The sequence below is a fragment of the Oceanispirochaeta sp. M1 genome (assembly GCF_003346715.1).
Classification (GTDB): domain Bacteria; phylum Spirochaetota; class Spirochaetia; order DSM-2461; family DSM-2461; genus Oceanispirochaeta.
Genome location: NZ_QQPQ01000010.1, coordinates 97,580 through 113,165, shown reverse-complemented (window position 1 = coordinate 113,165; position 15,586 = coordinate 97,580). Strand labels below are relative to the sequence as shown.

The 15,586-nt window shown below is 45.7% G+C and carries 13 protein-coding genes; 9 read left to right on the top strand and 4 right to left on the bottom strand.

Annotated features, from left to right (window positions below; all coding sequences use genetic code 11):
• The first annotated feature begins 39 nt into the window (after nucleotides 1-39).
• From cysD to DV872_RS09050, 6 genes are all read left to right on the top strand, one after another.
• Entirely contained in the window at nucleotides 40-921 is an 882-nt protein-coding gene (gene cysD, locus DV872_RS09075; protein WP_114629606.1) for a sulfate adenylyltransferase subunit CysD, read from the top strand.
• A complete protein-coding gene (locus DV872_RS09070; protein ID WP_114629605.1) occupies nucleotides 921-2,732 on the top strand; it encodes a GTP-binding protein in 1,812 nt (603 codons plus the stop codon). Before cysD ends, DV872_RS09070 begins: the two co-directional genes overlap by 1 nt.
• Entirely contained in the window at nucleotides 2,729-4,021 is a 1,293-nt protein-coding gene (locus DV872_RS09065) for a cysteate synthase (RefSeq protein WP_199563453.1), read from the top strand. Before DV872_RS09070 ends, DV872_RS09065 begins: the two co-directional genes overlap by 4 nt.
• A gap of 114 nt (nucleotides 4,022-4,135) precedes the next feature.
• Nucleotides 4,136-5,422: a pyridoxal phosphate-dependent aminotransferase family protein gene (locus DV872_RS09060; protein ID WP_114629604.1), complete on the top strand. Its 1,287-nt coding sequence runs from the start codon at nucleotides 4,136-4,138 to the stop codon at nucleotides 5,420-5,422.
• Between the two features lies 1 nt (nucleotide 5,423).
• Nucleotides 5,424-6,131: a phosphoadenylyl-sulfate reductase gene (locus tag DV872_RS09055; RefSeq protein WP_114629603.1), complete on the top strand. Its 708-nt coding sequence runs from the start codon at nucleotides 5,424-5,426 to the stop codon at nucleotides 6,129-6,131.
• Nucleotides 6,132-6,362: 231 nt separating this feature from the next.
• Nucleotides 6,363-9,698, top strand: coding sequence for a thiamine pyrophosphate-dependent enzyme (locus DV872_RS09050; RefSeq protein WP_114629602.1), 3,336 nt, complete (start codon nucleotides 6,363-6,365; stop codon nucleotides 9,696-9,698).
• A gap of 58 nt (nucleotides 9,699-9,756) precedes the next feature.
• On the opposite strand, the gene DV872_RS09045 is transcribed toward DV872_RS09050, so the two are convergent.
• The 4 genes from DV872_RS09045 to DV872_RS09030 form a co-directional block, all read right to left on the bottom strand.
• A complete protein-coding gene (locus DV872_RS09045; RefSeq protein ID WP_114629601.1) occupies nucleotides 9,757-10,812 on the bottom strand; it encodes a VOC family protein in 1,056 nt (351 codons plus the stop codon).
• 66 nt (nucleotides 10,813-10,878) lie between these two features.
• Nucleotides 10,879-11,184 carry a hypothetical protein gene (locus DV872_RS09040; RefSeq protein ID WP_114629600.1) on the bottom strand — a complete coding sequence of 102 codons (306 nt, stop codon included), beginning with the start codon at nucleotides 11,182-11,184 and terminating at the stop codon, nucleotides 10,879-10,881.
• A gap of 104 nt (nucleotides 11,185-11,288) precedes the next feature.
• On the bottom strand, nucleotides 11,289-12,302 hold the full coding sequence (gene dusB / locus DV872_RS09035; protein ID WP_114629599.1) for a tRNA dihydrouridine synthase DusB: 1,014 nt from the start codon (nucleotides 12,300-12,302) through the stop codon (nucleotides 11,289-11,291).
• Nucleotides 12,299-13,075 (bottom strand): TatD family hydrolase, encoded by a 777-nt coding sequence (locus DV872_RS09030; protein ID WP_114629598.1) that lies wholly within the window; start codon nucleotides 13,073-13,075, stop codon nucleotides 12,299-12,301. The genes dusB and DV872_RS09030 overlap by 4 nt, the downstream gene beginning before the upstream one ends.
• Nucleotides 13,076-13,453: 378 nt before the next feature.
• Here DV872_RS09030 and DV872_RS09025 point away from each other — a divergent pair, with 378 nt between their 5' ends.
• From DV872_RS09025 to DV872_RS09015, 3 genes are all read left to right on the top strand, one after another.
• A complete protein-coding gene (locus DV872_RS09025; protein WP_114629597.1) occupies nucleotides 13,454-14,479 on the top strand; it encodes a M23 family metallopeptidase in 1,026 nt (341 codons plus the stop codon).
• A gap of 126 nt (nucleotides 14,480-14,605) precedes the next feature.
• The gene (locus tag DV872_RS09020) at nucleotides 14,606-15,043 is read left to right on the top strand and encodes a polymer-forming cytoskeletal protein (protein ID WP_114629596.1); all 438 of its coding nucleotides are present in this window, start codon (nucleotides 14,606-14,608) and stop codon (nucleotides 15,041-15,043) included.
• Nucleotides 15,043-15,543, top strand: coding sequence for a YaaR family protein (locus DV872_RS09015; RefSeq protein WP_114629595.1), 501 nt, complete (start codon nucleotides 15,043-15,045; stop codon nucleotides 15,541-15,543). Before DV872_RS09020 ends, DV872_RS09015 begins: the two co-directional genes overlap by 1 nt.
• The last annotated feature ends 43 nt before the right edge of the window (nucleotides 15,544-15,586 follow it).

The following is a 15,586-nucleotide window of genomic DNA, read 5'->3' as shown; positions in this document are numbered from 1 at the left end:
TGTTTTGACATAAACCGGTCCTACTTCCTATTGTATGGCATGGACCAACTAGACGAATTAGAAAGCATTGGCGTCCGGATAATCCGGGAAGCCTACTCAAACTTTAAGAACCTGTGTATGCTCTGGTCAATCGGCAAAGACAGCACGGTTATGTTATGGCTGGCCCGTAAAGCCTTTTACGGTCATGTTCCCTTTCCCCTGGTACACATCGATACTCATTATAAGATACCTGAGATGATCGAATACCGGGATCGCCTTACCCGGGAGTGGAATCTCCCTATGGTGTACGGCGAGAATGCAGAAGCCCTGGCGGCCAAACAAACTTATCCAGACGGTAATGCGGACCGTCTGACCTGCTGCCGACTTTTGAAGTCGGAGGCTCTCAAGAATACTCTCAACGGCAGCTGGCCAAGGTATCGTTTCAACCACACGACTGATCAGTATGAATTGGATACGGATACTGAGATGTATACCGGTGTTATTGCCGGTGTACGGGCAGATGAGGAAGGTTCCCGTTCCAAGGAGCGTTATTTCAGTCCTCGTGATAAAGAGAATATCTGGGATGTGGGTGATCAGCCTCCTGAATTCTGGAATCAGTTTAAGACTGACTTTGCCCCCGGTACCCATGTCAGAATCCATCCTCTGCTGGACTGGACTGAGACAAATATCTGGGAATATATAGAGAGGGAAAAGATTCCCACTGTTTCCCTTTATTATGATCAGGGAAGCGGAGAGCGGTATCGTTCTCTGGGATGCGGTCCCTGTACCCATCCAGTTAAATCTACAGCTAAGACTGTTCCTGAATTAATCAGAGAACTTAAAACAGGAAAATTCGCAAATATTGCAGAACGTTCAGGACGGGCTCAGGATAAGGAAGACGGCGGTGGTCTGGAAACTCTCAGAAGGGACGGGTACATGTGATGCAGCGTGAACAGATGAATATTGTATTCACCGGTCATGTAGACCATGGTAAGTCGACAGTTGTCGGACGGCTGCTCTCAGATACGGGAAGTCTGCCTGAAGGCAAACTGGAACAGATCCGCAAGGATTGTGAACGCAACTCCAAACCCTTTGAATATGCATTCCTGCTGGATGCCCTTAAGGATGAGCAGTCCCAGGGAATCACCATAGATGCTGCCAGGGTTTTCTTTAGTTCTGATCAACGGGACTATATTATTATTGATGCCCCGGGGCATATCGAGTTTTTAAAGAACATGATAACCGGTGCCGCCCGCGCGGAAGCAGCTTTTCTGGTTATTGATGCGGAAGAGGGAATTCAGGAGAATTCCCGTCGTCACGGTTATCTTCTCTCCATGCTGGGAATCCGGCAGGTCTGTGTTGTGGTCAACAAGATGGACCTCGTTGATTACAATCAGCAGGTTTATAACAAGATCGTGAGAAAATTCACACGTTTTCTTAAATCCATCAACCTTCATAATGTGGAGTTTGTTCCGGTCAGCGGTCGTGAAGGTGACAACGTCTACCATAGAATGGAAAAAATGAACTGGTTCAAGGGATATACGGTTCTGGAACTGCTGGATAAATTCAAAAAGGGTGAATCTCATGATAAGCTTCCCATGAGAATGCCTGTCACCGATATTTACAAGTTTACCAACTATGATGATAACCGCCGGATCATTGCCGGTACAGTTGAAACAGGTACTTTTAAACAGGGGGATGAAATCATTTTTTATCCATCTGGAAAAAAGAGTAAAATCAGCACCATTGAATCCTTTAATACCGAACCTCTGACACAGGCCACTGCCGGAATGGCAACGGGATTTACTATGGATGAGCAGATTTATCTCTCCAGAGGGGCTTTGGCCTGTCGTGTCGATGAAATGCCCCCCAAGGTGGGAAACTGCCTGAAAGTCAGTCTCTTCTGGCTGGGACGAGAACCTCTGGTTCCCGGCAAGGAGTACTATTTCAAGACAGGAACTTCGAAAGTAAGGTGTCAGCTGACAGAGATTACCAAGGTAATTGATGCCTCTTCACTGGATGCTCAGAGCAAAAAAGAAAAAGTTGAGCGTCACGAAGTGGCGGATTGTATTTTTACTCTGCAGAAAGCCATAGCCTTTGACCTTGTTATGGATCTGCCCCAGACCAGCCGTTTTGTCCTTGTAGATGAATATGAGATTGCAGGCGGCGGAATTATCCGGGATGTGGATGATCATCATCAGAATGAATATGGTGAAAAACTCATAAAGAGACAGCTGGAGTGGGAAAACGGTATTGTAACCGAGCTGGACAGGATGCAGCAGTACCAGCAGCGTCCTGCTCTTATCCTTGTTACAGGAGAACTGGGCGGCGGTAAGAAAGAGTTTGCCGAACAGCTTGAAAAGAAACTATTCACTCTTAAAAAGAATGTTTATTATCTGGGTTACAGAAGTTTAAAATACGGATTAGACTCTGACCTCCGAGATGGAAGGCAGTACCGGAGAACACAGGTTCTCAGGGAAGAGCATATCAGGAGAATCTCCGAAATATCCCATATCATGATGGATGCGGGAATGTTCTTCATTGTCAAAATTGACAATCTGACCTTTGAGGAGAGGGATATGATCCAGCTTCTGATCGGTTCCTCCAGACTCAAGATTATCTGGGTGGGTAAGAAAATAACAACAGATATAAGCCCTGACTGGCATGTAAAAAGACCTGAGGCTGTGATTGATCACATGGAAGAGGTCGATAAAATTATGGAAAACTGGGAACTTATGGGAGATATTACATGAGTGGAAAAAAAGACGGAAATCATTACAAGCTCAAGGCCATGTGTTGTAATAAAATTCTGGAAGATACGGGAACTCTCCTCAGTTGCCCTGACTGCACTGAACCTCATTTTCTGAGAGCCGATTACAGTGCAAAGAAGCTGGAAGCCGGCCCTCTGGAAGACGGGCTCTACAGATTTTCAGACTGGCTGCCTATTCAGAGAGAACTTTCAGGTTCTGCTTCTCCTGTTACATACAAGAGTGAGGTCCTGGCAGAAGCTCTGGGCATGACTGATCTGTGGATAACCTTTAACGGCTGGTGGCCTGAAAGAGGCGCCTATATGAGAACCGGGACCTTCAAAGAGTGTGAAGCCTACTCAGTATGTGCCCGTATCCCTTCAGATACAGGTAAAATCCTGGTAGTAGCCTCTGCGGGAAATACCGCCAGGGCCTTTATCAGGGTCTGTTCTGAAAACCACATACCTCTGGTTGTTGTGGTACCTGAAGATAATCTGAATGCTCTCTGGTCCGATGAAGGCCGTGCAGACTGTGTGAAAATTATCGCAGCCGAAACAGGTTCTGATTACTTTGATGCCATTGCTCTTTCAAATAAGCTCTGCGGAGGAGATAAGTTCTATCCCGAAGGGGGAGCCAAGAATCCTGCACGCCGGGACGGCATGGGAACAACAGTTCTTTCTGCAGCTACCGCCATGGGAAAACTTCCTGAGTATTATTTTCAGGCTGTGGGAAGCGGAACAGGGGCAATCGCCGCCTGGGAAGCTGCTCTGCGTTTGAAAGAAGACGGAAGCTATGGAAAAAATAATATGAAGCTGATGGTTTCTCAGAATGAGCCTTTTCAGATCATTTATGACAGCTGGAAAGCTGACAGCAGAGAACTTGTCCCTCTGCAGGATAATGAAGCCAGAGAGCAGGCTCATATAATCAATGCCAAGGTACTTTCAAATAGAAAGCCTCCTTATTCTCTGCCCGGAGGTCTTTATGACGCTCTGAAAGAGACCAGGGGAGATGTTTTTCTGGCTGATAACAAAGAGGCTGCCGACGCGGGAGCACTCTTTCTGGAGAAGGAAGGTATTGATGTATCACCTGCCGCAGCTGTGGCTGTAGCCTCTCTGATCAAGTCCCTTAAAGAGGGAAAGGTAGATAAGGATGCCGCTGTGATGCTTAATATCACCGGGGGCGGTACGGAACTCTTTAAGAACGAGCACACTACAGGCCCTTCAACGGCTGATCTTGTCTTTTCTACAGATGTAGAGGCCTCTGAGCTTATTGATAAAGTTGAAAAACTGTTTTAATCTCTGCAACTGGAAAAAACAGAATTCGGAAATGAGTAATGTATTAAGGCCTCCGGGCCTTCTGAAAAAGAAAAAACAGGACACAAGAAGTCTTGATAGCTTAAGGAGACACAAATGAGTGTAGATATTTTTGATAAATGTAAAACTGATGCCGGTTATTTCGGATATTACAGAAAAGCAGGGGACAGGGATCTGACAAGACCCACAATGGACCCCATGCCCGGAAAAACAATGCAGTACAACGGTGAAGAAGTTGTTATGTGGTCCGTTAACAATTACATCGGCCTGGCAGAAAATGAAGAAATTAAAGCTGCTGCTGCAGAAGCTCTGCAGGAATTCGGAACCAGTTCCCCCATGGGTTCCAGAATGATGAGCGGAAATACACAGCATCATCAGGATCTTGAACAAAGACTGGCTGATTGGTCTCAGAAGGAAGCTGCTTACCTCTTCAACTTCGGTTATATGGGTGTTCTTGGCATTGTTTCTTCTCTCTGTGGTCCTAAAGACACAATTGTTGTAGATAAGCTGGCTCATGCCTGTATTCTCGATGCTGCCGGAATGGCCAAGGCATCAGGTGCAACAATCCGCTATTTCAAACACAATAATATGAAGGACCTGGAAAGCGTTCTCAAACAGGTAAACGCCAAAAGAGAAGGCGGGGTTATGATCCTTATCGAAGGTGTTTACGGTATGACCGGAGACCTGGCGGATCTTCCCGGTATCTGTGAACTTAAAGAAAAATACGAAGCCCGTCTTTTTATTGATGATGCCCATGGTGTTGGTGTTATTGGAGAAAAAGGCCGTGGTGCCGGTGATTTTTTCGGTGTTCAGGATAAGATTGACCTCTATTTCGGTACATTTGCCAAAGCCTTTGCTTCCATCGGAGGCTTTGTGGCTGCCGACCAGGATGTCGTAGACTGGATCGCCTATAATGCCAGAACTCAGGTATTTGCCAAGAGCCTTCCCATGGTCTATGTAAAGACCATTGATAGGGCTCTGGACTTTGTGATTGATGGTGATGATAGACGAAAGAAAATGTGGGATAATTCCAACAAACTTAAGGCTGGACTCAAAGAGCTGGGATACTATATCGGCCCCGGTGAATCTCCCATATGTTCCGTATTTACACCCACAGGAAGTGATGATGTGAACGGTGTAGGTGTGAAGATGGTTAAGTATCTCCGTGAGAACAAAATCTTCGTTACAGCCGTTGTCTACCCTGTAATTCCTCCTGGACTCTGTATGTTCAGAATGATTCCTACCACATCCCATACGGATGTGGAAATAAACAGAACAATTGAAGTTTTTGCAGCCATGAAGAAAGATCTCGGACTTCAGGATTCTGTGAATGGTGAAGATATCTCAAAAATAAACAAAGTTTACAGAAACATCAAAGGCTGATATGAAGGATAAAATCCCGGGCTGGCAGAAAGAGCTGGCCGGCTTGGGCCCCCGGGATATTTTAGCCTGGGCCCTTGCTACCTTTGCACAGGACAGGGTCATGCAGTCCTCCAGTCTCGGACTGGAGGATATGGTCATTACTGATATGATCCGTAAAATCTCGATGGACTGCGGTATCTTTACTCTTGATACGGGACGTCTGTTTCAGGAGAGCTATGATCTTCTGGAAGAGGCCCGGATCAAATGGAAAAAGCCTTTTACCGTGTATTTTCCCGAAAAGGATGCGGTGGAGGAACTTGTTGGTACTAAAGGTCCCAACTCCTTCTATTACAGTCTGGAAAACAGAAAAGAGTGCTGCCGTATCCGTAAGATCGATCCTCTCAAAGGGGCCTTAAGCGGTCTTGATGCCTGGATTTGCGGACTCAGACGGGATCAGTCTGTGACCAGAGCTTCTGTTGAACCGGTTGAGTGGGATGAGGCCTTCGGTCTTGTTAAAATCAATCCCCTGGCTCACTGGTCCGAAGAGAAGTGTAAAGAGTATATAGAAGAGAATTCTGTCCCCGTCCACGCCCTGCATAAAAAGGGTTTTCCCTCAATCGGATGTGCTCCCTGTACGAGAGCTGTCAACGAGGGGGAGGATATCCGAAGCGGCCGCTGGTGGTGGGAACATCCTGAAAGTAAGGAGTGCGGTCTGCACAAAAAAGACTGATTAACTCCCTGTTTCTCAAAGAGCTCTAATGAAAAGTCCGGTTTCTACCGGGCTTTTTTTTTTGCTTCAAGTCTGTGATTCCGGCTGGAAAGCATAGTGAATATCCCTCAAATTGACTGGTGTTTTTGTACTATTTACCCATTTTCCTCTTTTCAGATCTGAAAAAAGACTATATTGTATAATAACTAAATTGACACATATACCAAATGTGTCAATAAAAATGGAGGCATAATGGATCTGAAAACCTTCCGTAAATATTACAGCACTATGGTAACTGCCCGTGAAATGGATCTGCTGGAGCAAAGCTATACCGGAAGAGGTGAGGCTTTTTTCCATGTTTCCGGAGCCGGCCATGAAGCAACAGCCCTTCTGGAAGATGCACTTGGTCCTCAGGACTGGCTTCACTGCCATTACCGTGATAAAGCACTTATGCTGGCAAGAGGAATATCTCCCGAGATGTTCTTTATGTCACTTTTCAATAAAGACGGCGCCCATTCAAAGGGACGTCAGATGAACGCTCATATGAGTGATCCTTCTAACAATATCCTGAGTCTTGCTGGTCCCGTGGGAAACGCTGCTCTTCAGTCTGCAGGTGTGGCAGAAGCCGTAAAAGACAATTCGGATAAACCTATTGTCCTTCTAGGTCTGGGTGACGGTATGACACAGCAGGGCGAAGTCCTTGAAGCTGTGGCCCATGCAGTCCGTAAAACACTTCCTGTCCTTTTCTTTATACAAGATAACAGTTATGCAATTTCTACAAAAACCGAAGGAAATACTTTCTTTTCAAGACCCGATGGGCCTGCAGATGATTTCTATGGAATACCTATCATCCGCCTTGATGGACGCCATCCGGAAGATCTTCCAGAAGCCTTTGAGAGTATTGTCACCGGGATGAGGGAAGATCGAAAACCGAGGATTGTTGTTTTCAAAGTTGATCGACTGCACAGTCATACAAATGCGGATGATCACAGAGTCTACCGCAGCGAGAGTGAAATACAGGAACTCCAGGAGACCGGTGATCCAATCATACATCTGGGGAACTGGCTGGTTGAGCAGGGTGTTCCTGCCGCAGAGCTGGATGCCGAGGTAGAAGAGATTCGATCCGGTCTTAGAGACTCTGCCAGAAGAGCGCAGTATTCTGCGGATCCCGAGCCCGTTTTTTCAGCTAAAAAAGAACTTCCTTCTCATTTGAGTGATCCTGAACAGGAATACAGAGGAACTCCCGGTAAGGAAGCCCTTACCATGATTGAGGCTCTCCGTGAAACATTTCGCTTTCATCTGGATAGAAATGCAGCCGTGGAACTCCTGGGTCAAGACCTGGAAGATCCCAAGGGAGATGTCTTCGGTATCACAAAGACTCTCAGTAAACAATTCCCGGGGCGTGTTGAAAACAGCCCTCTTGCAGAAGCCTCTATTGTCGGTCTCTCTGTAGGGCGCGCTCTTGCGGGTAAACACCCCGTTGCCTTTCTCCAGTTTGCCGACTTCCTCCCCATTGCCTATAATCAGCTCTGGGCTGATATGGGAAGTATGTTCTGGAGAACAGATGGCGGTTGGAACTGCCCAATGATTGTTATGGTATCCTGCGGAGGCTATAAGCCGGGACTCGGTCCCTTCCATGCCTCCAGTATGGAAGCTGTAGCGGCTCATATTCCCGGAGTGGATGTGGTTATGCCCTCTACCGCCGGTGATGCTGCAGGACTTCTTAATGCCGCATTTGAATCCAAAAGACCTACAATATTTTTCTATCCCAAGGTCTGTCTGAATGAAGCACTGGGAAAAACCAGTGCGGATGTTTCCCGTCAGCTGGTACCCCTCGGAGTAGCCAGAAAGCTGAGAGAAGGGGAGCATATCTCATTTGTAAGTTATGGCAATCCCATAAAACTCTGTATGAAAGCTGCAGAAGATCTGGAACATCATGGTGTCAGCTCGGATGTAATTGATCTGCGTTCCATCTCTCCATGGGATAGAGATACAGTCATCGCTTCCGCCGAGAAGACCGGAAGGGTTATTGTTGTTCACGAGGAGAACAAAACAGCTTCTATGTCTTCTGAGATTGCTGCTGAACTTGCTGAATATGTAAGCCGTCCTCTTCAGATACGCCGTATTGTGCGGGAAGACACACATGTACCCTGTAACTTTGATAATCAGCTTGAAGTTCTGCCCTCTTATCAGAGGATTCTGGAAGCAGCCGTTGAGCTGCTGGGTGGTCGCATCAGCTGGAAAAAAGAAGAGGCCGCGGCCAGGGGTGAGTTTCTTGTTGAGATTATCGGAACCAGTCCTGCTGATGAAACCGCAACAATCATTGAGTGGAAGATTCAGAAGGGAGATAATATTACAGAAGGTCAGCTGATTGCAGATTTTGAAGCCGATAAGGCCGCTGCAGAGTTGAAATCACCTGTAAGCGGTGTGGTTGAAGAGCTGCTCCTGGAAGAGGGAGAGGCCGTTGAAATAGGTACTCCCGCCGTTAAGGTAAAAACAGAAGATTCCGCCGAAGTCCTTTTGAAACCCAAGACTAAGGAAACCCCCGGAAAGCCTCTTATTTCAGGACTTAAACCGGAAGCATTACAAAAATTATCTGTACAGACTGCAGTGTCGGGGGACAGACGTCCCTGGATTCTGGATGTTGAAGGTGTACAGGGAAGTCGAAAAGTAAGTAATGAAGAGATTATGAAGTCCTGTCCCGGCTGGGAAGAGGGCGAAATACTTAAGATGACCGGTATCGAGAGCCGTAACTGGATAGCCGAAGGTGAAGATATTATTTCACTTTCAGAAAAGGCCGCAAAGACAGTTCTTGAAAGAAATAATCTCGGCCTTGATGATCTGAGCCTTATCATTGTGAGCTCGGGGACTCCCGGACAGTTGACTCCATCACTGGCTGCCAGGATTCAGCATACCCTCAGACCCGAGGGGAAGAGGGGAATTTACTGTCCCGCCTTTGATATAAACGCAGCCTGTTCGGGTTATCTATATGCTCTGCAGAGTGCCTGGGACTTCTTGAACAGCCGTCCCGACGGAGTCATTCTTGTGATTACCGCAGAAGTTCTCTCTCCTCTGGTTGATCCTGCAGATAAATCGACTTCTCCCATTTTCGGAGATGCGGCTACAGCAAGTATTATAACCGGTTCAGAGAGTCCTTTGAAAGGTAAAGCCAGGGTCTACCGCCCTGTGACTGCCGCGGCCGGGGAACCTGGAAAGATCCTTACGGTTCCTGCAGATCCTGCTCAGAAAATCTTTATGCATGGACCCAAAGTCTACCTTGAAGCCGTTCATAATATGATTGCTTTATTGAATGATGCCTGTGTTCAGGACGATATCAAGGTCGAAGATCTTGATCTGATAGTTCCTCATCAGGCAAATCAGAGGATCATAAACGCTGTGAAGCAGAGATTAAAACTCCCTGACGATCAGGTTTACAGCCAGATCAGACACAGAGGGAATACATCATCCTGTACTATACCTCTCTGTCTTGAGAGTCTGTTTAAAGAATCCAGAGGAGGGCAGACATTCGGACTGACTGCCTTTGGCGGCGGATTTACTTCTGCCGGTGCTCTGGTAGAAATATTATAAATAAATAGCCCCCGGAGTCTGCTGACCCGGGGGGCTGATTTTTTTATGTTAACGCAATTCAGTCCCTGATTCTTCCAAGGCCGAGAAGTTTCATAATCCAGTCAGCAAGAGGCTTGGCAGGATTTCTTCCTTTCAGGTTTAAATACCAGTTTATTTTTTTCATGATAGGAACCTTGTGGGTTTCAACGAATTCCAGAAGAGTACCATCGGGATCCTCAATATAAGTGAAACGGCCTGCGGCCTCTCCCATATCAAAAGAACTTTCACTGTCTACGGTAAAAGGATATCCTGCATCAGCCAGAGTCTTACCCAGATCATTCATTCCGTTTATATCAAAACAGAGGTGGATAAATCCGGCATCACCCCAGTAGCGGTCTTTAAAAATCTGCTCACCTTTTCTATCCAGCGACTGAATCAGTTCAATAACACTGTCTCCGAATACACGGGAGAAGGCCCCCTGTCTCTTATCCTTATGACTGAGTAGAACTCTTCTGAATTTCTGATCTCCTCCGGGCAATCCATGAAGATCTTTAAAAGTACCGCTTTCATCACAGAGAACAGTATCATAACCAAGGAGCTCATAGAGAGGCACTACCTTATCAATATCACTGACACCAACAACGGCACCAAAGGGACCTCCGGTCAGAGCTGCTTTACTCATGAAGAAATCTTTTCTTTCACACATTTCAAAGATATTTCCCCAGGGGTCTTTCACATGAAAGTGGAGATGTCCTGCAGGATCTTTCTGGAGTTCGGTCAGTATCTCGACGCCCTCTTTTTTATAATATTCGAGGCAGGCTTTCGCATCGGGAGTCTTGATCTTACCTATCTGTATTCCAAGATCTCCAATGGTCAAGGCTTCCGCGGGGTATGCTGTTACACGGCTGGTATACTGCCATATTTCAAACCCGCTGCCTCCCTTAAGGTTCAGAGCCAGCGCTGCATCTCTGGACTGGACTTTTTTACCGGTATACTGAGTCATCAGAGGAGCATCTGCCGCCTCCTGAAATATTGGAACATCCATACCAAAAAACTTTCTATACCATTTCCATGCATCTTCTTTACTTCTGACACCAACTCCAAGCTGTTGGATTCCACTTATTAAATACGCCATTTTTTCATTCCTCTTTTGCTGTTGTAATAGAGTCTTATTTTATCCCCGACCATTCAGCCAGGCAAATTAAAATACCATAATATTTTTCAGAGTCCTGATTTTTCCCGGTAAATTCAGAAGAATCACTCTCCAGTGATCGGCAATATGCTTTCTTGATATATATGTAGAAAGGAATAGGGCTGCAAAGGAAAGATTGATAACAATCTTGATGAAAATACTGTCAGCCTGAAATACCGGAAAGATTCCTATTATCAGGCTCAGAGCAGGGTAGAGGAGAATTATACTATCTATGATTATTGTTAGATCATGCCGGTATTCCTGCCAGCTTCTGGTCCGGGAATCACCATCCCGTGGAGTGGGCTTTTCTTTCATTATTATAAATCCCTGCTGTAAAGAGGATACATTGAGTCGGTCTATTTGAACAGGGAATTACTGATGATTTGTAATTATTTGAGAGAAAAAAGCCGGGGAGGGAATTAGTCGATTTCCCTGTCCTGAAAACTTCCAAGGTATTCACTGAATATCTGCTTGTAGGTTTCAAAGCTTTCGGAGTGAACCATTCTGTTTCGGGCTTCAGAAGATCCGGGTAGTCCCTTGGTATAGGCACAAAGCTGTTTTTTCATCTCATTGACTGCTGTCCGTTCATCCTTGTAATGCACGGCCAGTTCAAGCTGTCTGAAGGCGGTCTGCATCTTTTCCATTGGAGTAGGGGGAGGCAAAATCTCAGATGTTGTCAGCAGATGTTTCGTCTCTCTGAAAAGAAAGGGGTTGCCGATAACACCTCTTGCCAGCATTACACCGTCTATACCGGTCTCCTCCAGCATATCTCTGATGTTTTCAGCCGTAAAAAGATCGCCGGAACCCAGTACGGGCAGGTCTCCCAGCTCTTTTTTAAGTCTGCTCAAATGGCTCCAGTCCGCAGTGCCGCCGTAGGCCTGTTTTTTAGTCCGGGCATGCATGGTTACCACTGCAGCTCCTGCTTTTACAGCTTTTTCTGCAACATCGAGGTAGTTGAGGGACTGAGCATCCCAGCCTGTGCGGATTTTTACCGTAATGGGGATATCTGTGTTGTCTTTCATTGCTCTGACGATGTCATAAACCCTGTCGGGATTGCGCATAAGGTCAGAACCGGCTCCGGATTTTATGATTTTGGGGACTGGACAGCCGCAGTTCAGATCAATAAGGACCGGTTTGCGCTGTGCAACCATTTTGACAGCTTCACCGGCTGCAGCCGCAGTACCTGAAAATATCTGCACGGCATATATCTTCTCTGCATCCGCCTGTTTGAGGAGTTCTTCGGTTTTTCCGTTGCCCCGTACAAGGGCTTCACAGGAGACCATCTCCGTGTAACAGAGATCGGCACCGTTCTCTATGCAGACAGTGCGAAAAGCTCTGTCCGTATAACCTGCCAGGGGAGCGGCAAAGAGATTCCCCTCCAGTTTGAGATTTCCAATCTGGAGGGGTCTATAAAGGGAATGAGCCCTGCTCATGAGAGTCCGAACAAGGTCCTTGCATTTTCGTAGAGAGCCTCATATACCTCTTCTTCCGGTTCTTCACGGAGTGAGGCTACAAATTCGGCAGTAGAAGGCAGGTAGATAGGTTTGTTTCTTTTTCCCCTGAAAGCTGCGGGAACCATAAAGGGTGCCTCACTTTCAATGACAATTCTGTCCAGAGGGAGATAACGTACTGTATCGTGCAGGTTTCTGGCATTTCTGTATGTTACATTTCCAGCAAAGGAGAAGTACATATTGTCATGTCTGTCCAGGATCTTTTTGGCATATTCCCAGTCCTCGGAATAGCAGTGGAGTACACCGCCTTTTGAGGGCATCCGGGTGCTTAGAATCTCCTGAATATCCTTACCGGCATTCCGGTTATGAATAATAACAGGAACATCGTTCTGATCGGCCATCTCAAGCTGGGCAATAAAGAGCTCTACCTGTGAACTCTTGTCACCGAACTTTCTATAGTAATCCAGACCTGTTTCTCCCAGAGCGACGACGTTATCCATGGCCAGACCTTCAGAGATCTTCTGTTCCCAGTCGGGACCGGGGTTCTGAACTTCCGAGGGAGATACACCGATGGCGAAAACTACATTGGAGGCGGAGGTCAGATTATTATAAAGATCAAAGAAGTCGTAAAGGTTATTACAGATGCTCATGATATATGAGACATTTTCCTGCCTTGCTTCCTGAGTTATAATCAACTGTTCTATCGGATCTTCGTGAATTAACCCGATGTGGGCGTGAGTATCAAAATACTGCATGTTATTACCGCTTTAAAATAGGATGTATGATACAAATCCGGATATCCTTATCAGAATATCCATAAAAAGATAGCTGATCAGTACCGGATTGCCTTTAAGGATGATTAGTGAAAAATCATACTTGTTATCTGTTATTATTAGACCATATTAAAAACAAAAACAAGGAAAAAATGAAAAACTGGGCTTAAAATCCCTGATATAGGGGAAAATCGGCTATTTTTTTCTATTGTTTATACTGATTTTCGGCGGTATAATACAATTTATTCATGTCCTCAGGGTAATTCTGGGCCTGGAAACAGGCGTTTCAGACTTGTCTTGTGCTTCAGAAACGGTGTACATTGGACGATAAGTTATATATAGGCAAATAAAGGAGTAGCGGTGGCTGGGAAAAAAAGGATGCGAACATCCGGTACCGGGTCTACTACGGGTGGTTCAGCTCTTATGGGGCGTTTCGGCCGGGCAGGCAGACAGAAACTGACAATAATGCTCATTCCCCACTCTGAGAAGAGGGTTTTCAATTTCCAGATTTCCATTCTGGCACTGAGTTTTATAAGCATACTTCTTATTTCCCTGGTTGTTACCTTTGTATGGCTTACAGCTGATTTTTCGGGTACAAATGACCTCCTGGCATCCCGTTCAAAGGATCTTGAACATTCTGAAGCCAGTCTTGAGGTTCTGCGTAATGAAGTTAATCAACTCATCAGTTCAACAGAAACATTTCAGAAAACGCTCTCCGGTACTCTTGATACTCTGGGTGTGGAGTCTGCAAAACGTGATACTGTTTCCAACCGCAGCGGTGACTTGACTACCTTTTTTAATGTCGAATCCTCGGATGACGGATCTTTAAGTGAGACCGTAGAAATTCAGAAGCTGAAAACTGCATTGGATCAGTCAGTTTCATCGCTGGATGAAATCGGTCAAATCTTAAGCAGTCAGAAGAGTCTTCTTTCTGATATTCCCACTATGTGGCCTCTTAAGGGTGTACAGGGATATGTTACAGCTGTTTTCGGTCCTTCAATTCATCCCTTTTCCGGTCAATGGTACCTTCATAAGGGTGTGGATATTGCATACGGCTACGGTGTTCCTATTATTGCTACTGCCAATGGTAAAGTCCTTGAGCAGGATTATGATGAAGGGTATGGAAATTTTGTTGTTGTCAGGCACAAGTACGGTTTCTATACCAAATACGGACATATGCAGAGAACCTATGTTCGTCCCGGGCAGGAAATAAGTCAGGGTGATGTTATCGGTACAATGGGTAATACCGGTCTTTCAACGGGACCTCACCTCCATTATGAAGTACGAATCGGCTCACAGGTTGTTGATCCGGTCAAATATATAAATATGACTGATAATCATGATATTTTTACCAGGGTTACCAGGAACCTTCAGAAATACAAATAATTCCATGACTACATATTCAGCAGACTCAGCAAACGAAGAAGAGATTCTCTTTTTCTCATACGGGATGTTTTGTTTTTTTGAGAATCGGGTTAGAATGTCTGTGAATTTGAATAAAAGGGCTGATTGATGAGTGATTATATAAAAAACCATTCCTTTATAAATTCTATCATAGGAGAGGGGACCAAATTCAGCGGAGAGCTGGTTTTAAATGGACTCCTCCGTATTGACGGGGATTTTTCAGGAAGTATAAATACCAGCGGAAAGGTTCTTGTCGGAAAAACAGGGCGTGCTGAATGTAATATTATTGCCAGTACGGCTGTTGTAGGAGGAGTTGTTCATGGAAACATCTTTTCCTCAGGCAAGGTTGTTATCCTTGCAACCGGTATGGTTATAGGCAATATACATGCAGAGAAACTGATCGTGGAAGAGGGAGTTCTTCTTCACGGAAGCTGTATTATAAAAGGTGAATCTGTGGAACAGGAGAAAGTTCCTGTCCCTGCCGGCGGTTCAAGCTATTCACTGGACTGGCAGAATGAAGCACAGGAGTCCGGGGAGAACAGCTGATGGATAAACTGGGGATTCTAGGCAGTACTCTTGTCCCCGGGGGCTCCAAACGCAAAGAAAAGAGGGTTGAGGAGAAAAAGAAAGCTTCCTCTCTTAACTTTAAAGGACATGTCCGTGATAAGGAAGATGTCCTTCCCGTTGAATCAGCTGCCCTTACAGAGGGACTGACGGGCCTTGAGAAGGCCGAAGATCTTCTTGATGATGTCTATCAGCTCGGTGAAGAGCTGAAGCAGGATGCTAATCTTGCAACTCTCAAAAAATACAAGTCCGCTGTTCGTAAATTCTATAAATATGTTGTTACACGCAGTCTGGAAGCCGCTCAGGTTGATGGACGACTGAATCCAAAAACGATGAGCCGTAAACAGTACACATTGATTGCGGTTGTGGATGAACGGCTTGAAAAACTGGGTGCCGCCGTACTGCGGAACCAGAAAGAACAGCTGGATATGCTGAAAAAAATTGATGAAATTTATGGTATACTTGTCGATCTGAAACGATGACAATGTAACCCTTAGGTCTCGAGTAAATAAAGCGTCAAGACGG

Bases quoted from the DNA above. Each gene is read 5' to 3' on its own strand.
- DV872_RS09015 (WP_114629595.1), top strand. From the start codon at position 15,043: ATGGATAAACTGGGGATTCTAGGCAGTACTCTTGTCCCCGGGGGCTCC.
- DV872_RS09040 (WP_114629600.1), bottom strand. From the start codon at position 11,184: ATGAAAGAAAAGCCCACTCCACGGGATGGTGATTCCCGGACCAGAAGC.
- DV872_RS09050 (WP_114629602.1), top strand. From the start codon at position 6,363: ATGGATCTGAAAACCTTCCGTAAATATTACAGCACTATGGTAACTGCC.
- DV872_RS09060 (WP_114629604.1), top strand. From the start codon at position 4,136: ATGAGTGTAGATATTTTTGATAAATGTAAAACTGATGCCGGTTATTTC.
- DV872_RS09070 (WP_114629605.1), top strand. From the start codon at position 921: ATGCAGCGTGAACAGATGAATATTGTATTCACCGGTCATGTAGACCAT.
- DV872_RS09055 (WP_114629603.1), top strand. From the start codon at position 5,424: ATGAAGGATAAAATCCCGGGCTGGCAGAAAGAGCTGGCCGGCTTGGGC.
- cysD (WP_114629606.1), top strand. From the start codon at position 40: ATGGACCAACTAGACGAATTAGAAAGCATTGGCGTCCGGATAATCCGG.
- dusB (WP_114629599.1), bottom strand. From the start codon at position 12,302: ATGAGCAGGGCTCATTCCCTTTATAGACCCCTCCAGATTGGAAATCTC.
- DV872_RS09065 (WP_199563453.1), top strand. From the start codon at position 2,729: ATGAGTGGAAAAAAAGACGGAAATCATTACAAGCTCAAGGCCATGTGT.
- DV872_RS09020 (WP_114629596.1), top strand. From the start codon at position 14,606: ATGAGTGATTATATAAAAAACCATTCCTTTATAAATTCTATCATAGGA.
- DV872_RS09030 (WP_114629598.1), bottom strand. From the start codon at position 13,075: ATGCAGTATTTTGATACTCACGCCCACATCGGGTTAATTCACGAAGAT.
- DV872_RS09045 (WP_114629601.1), bottom strand. From the start codon at position 10,812: ATGGCGTATTTAATAAGTGGAATCCAACAGCTTGGAGTTGGTGTCAGA.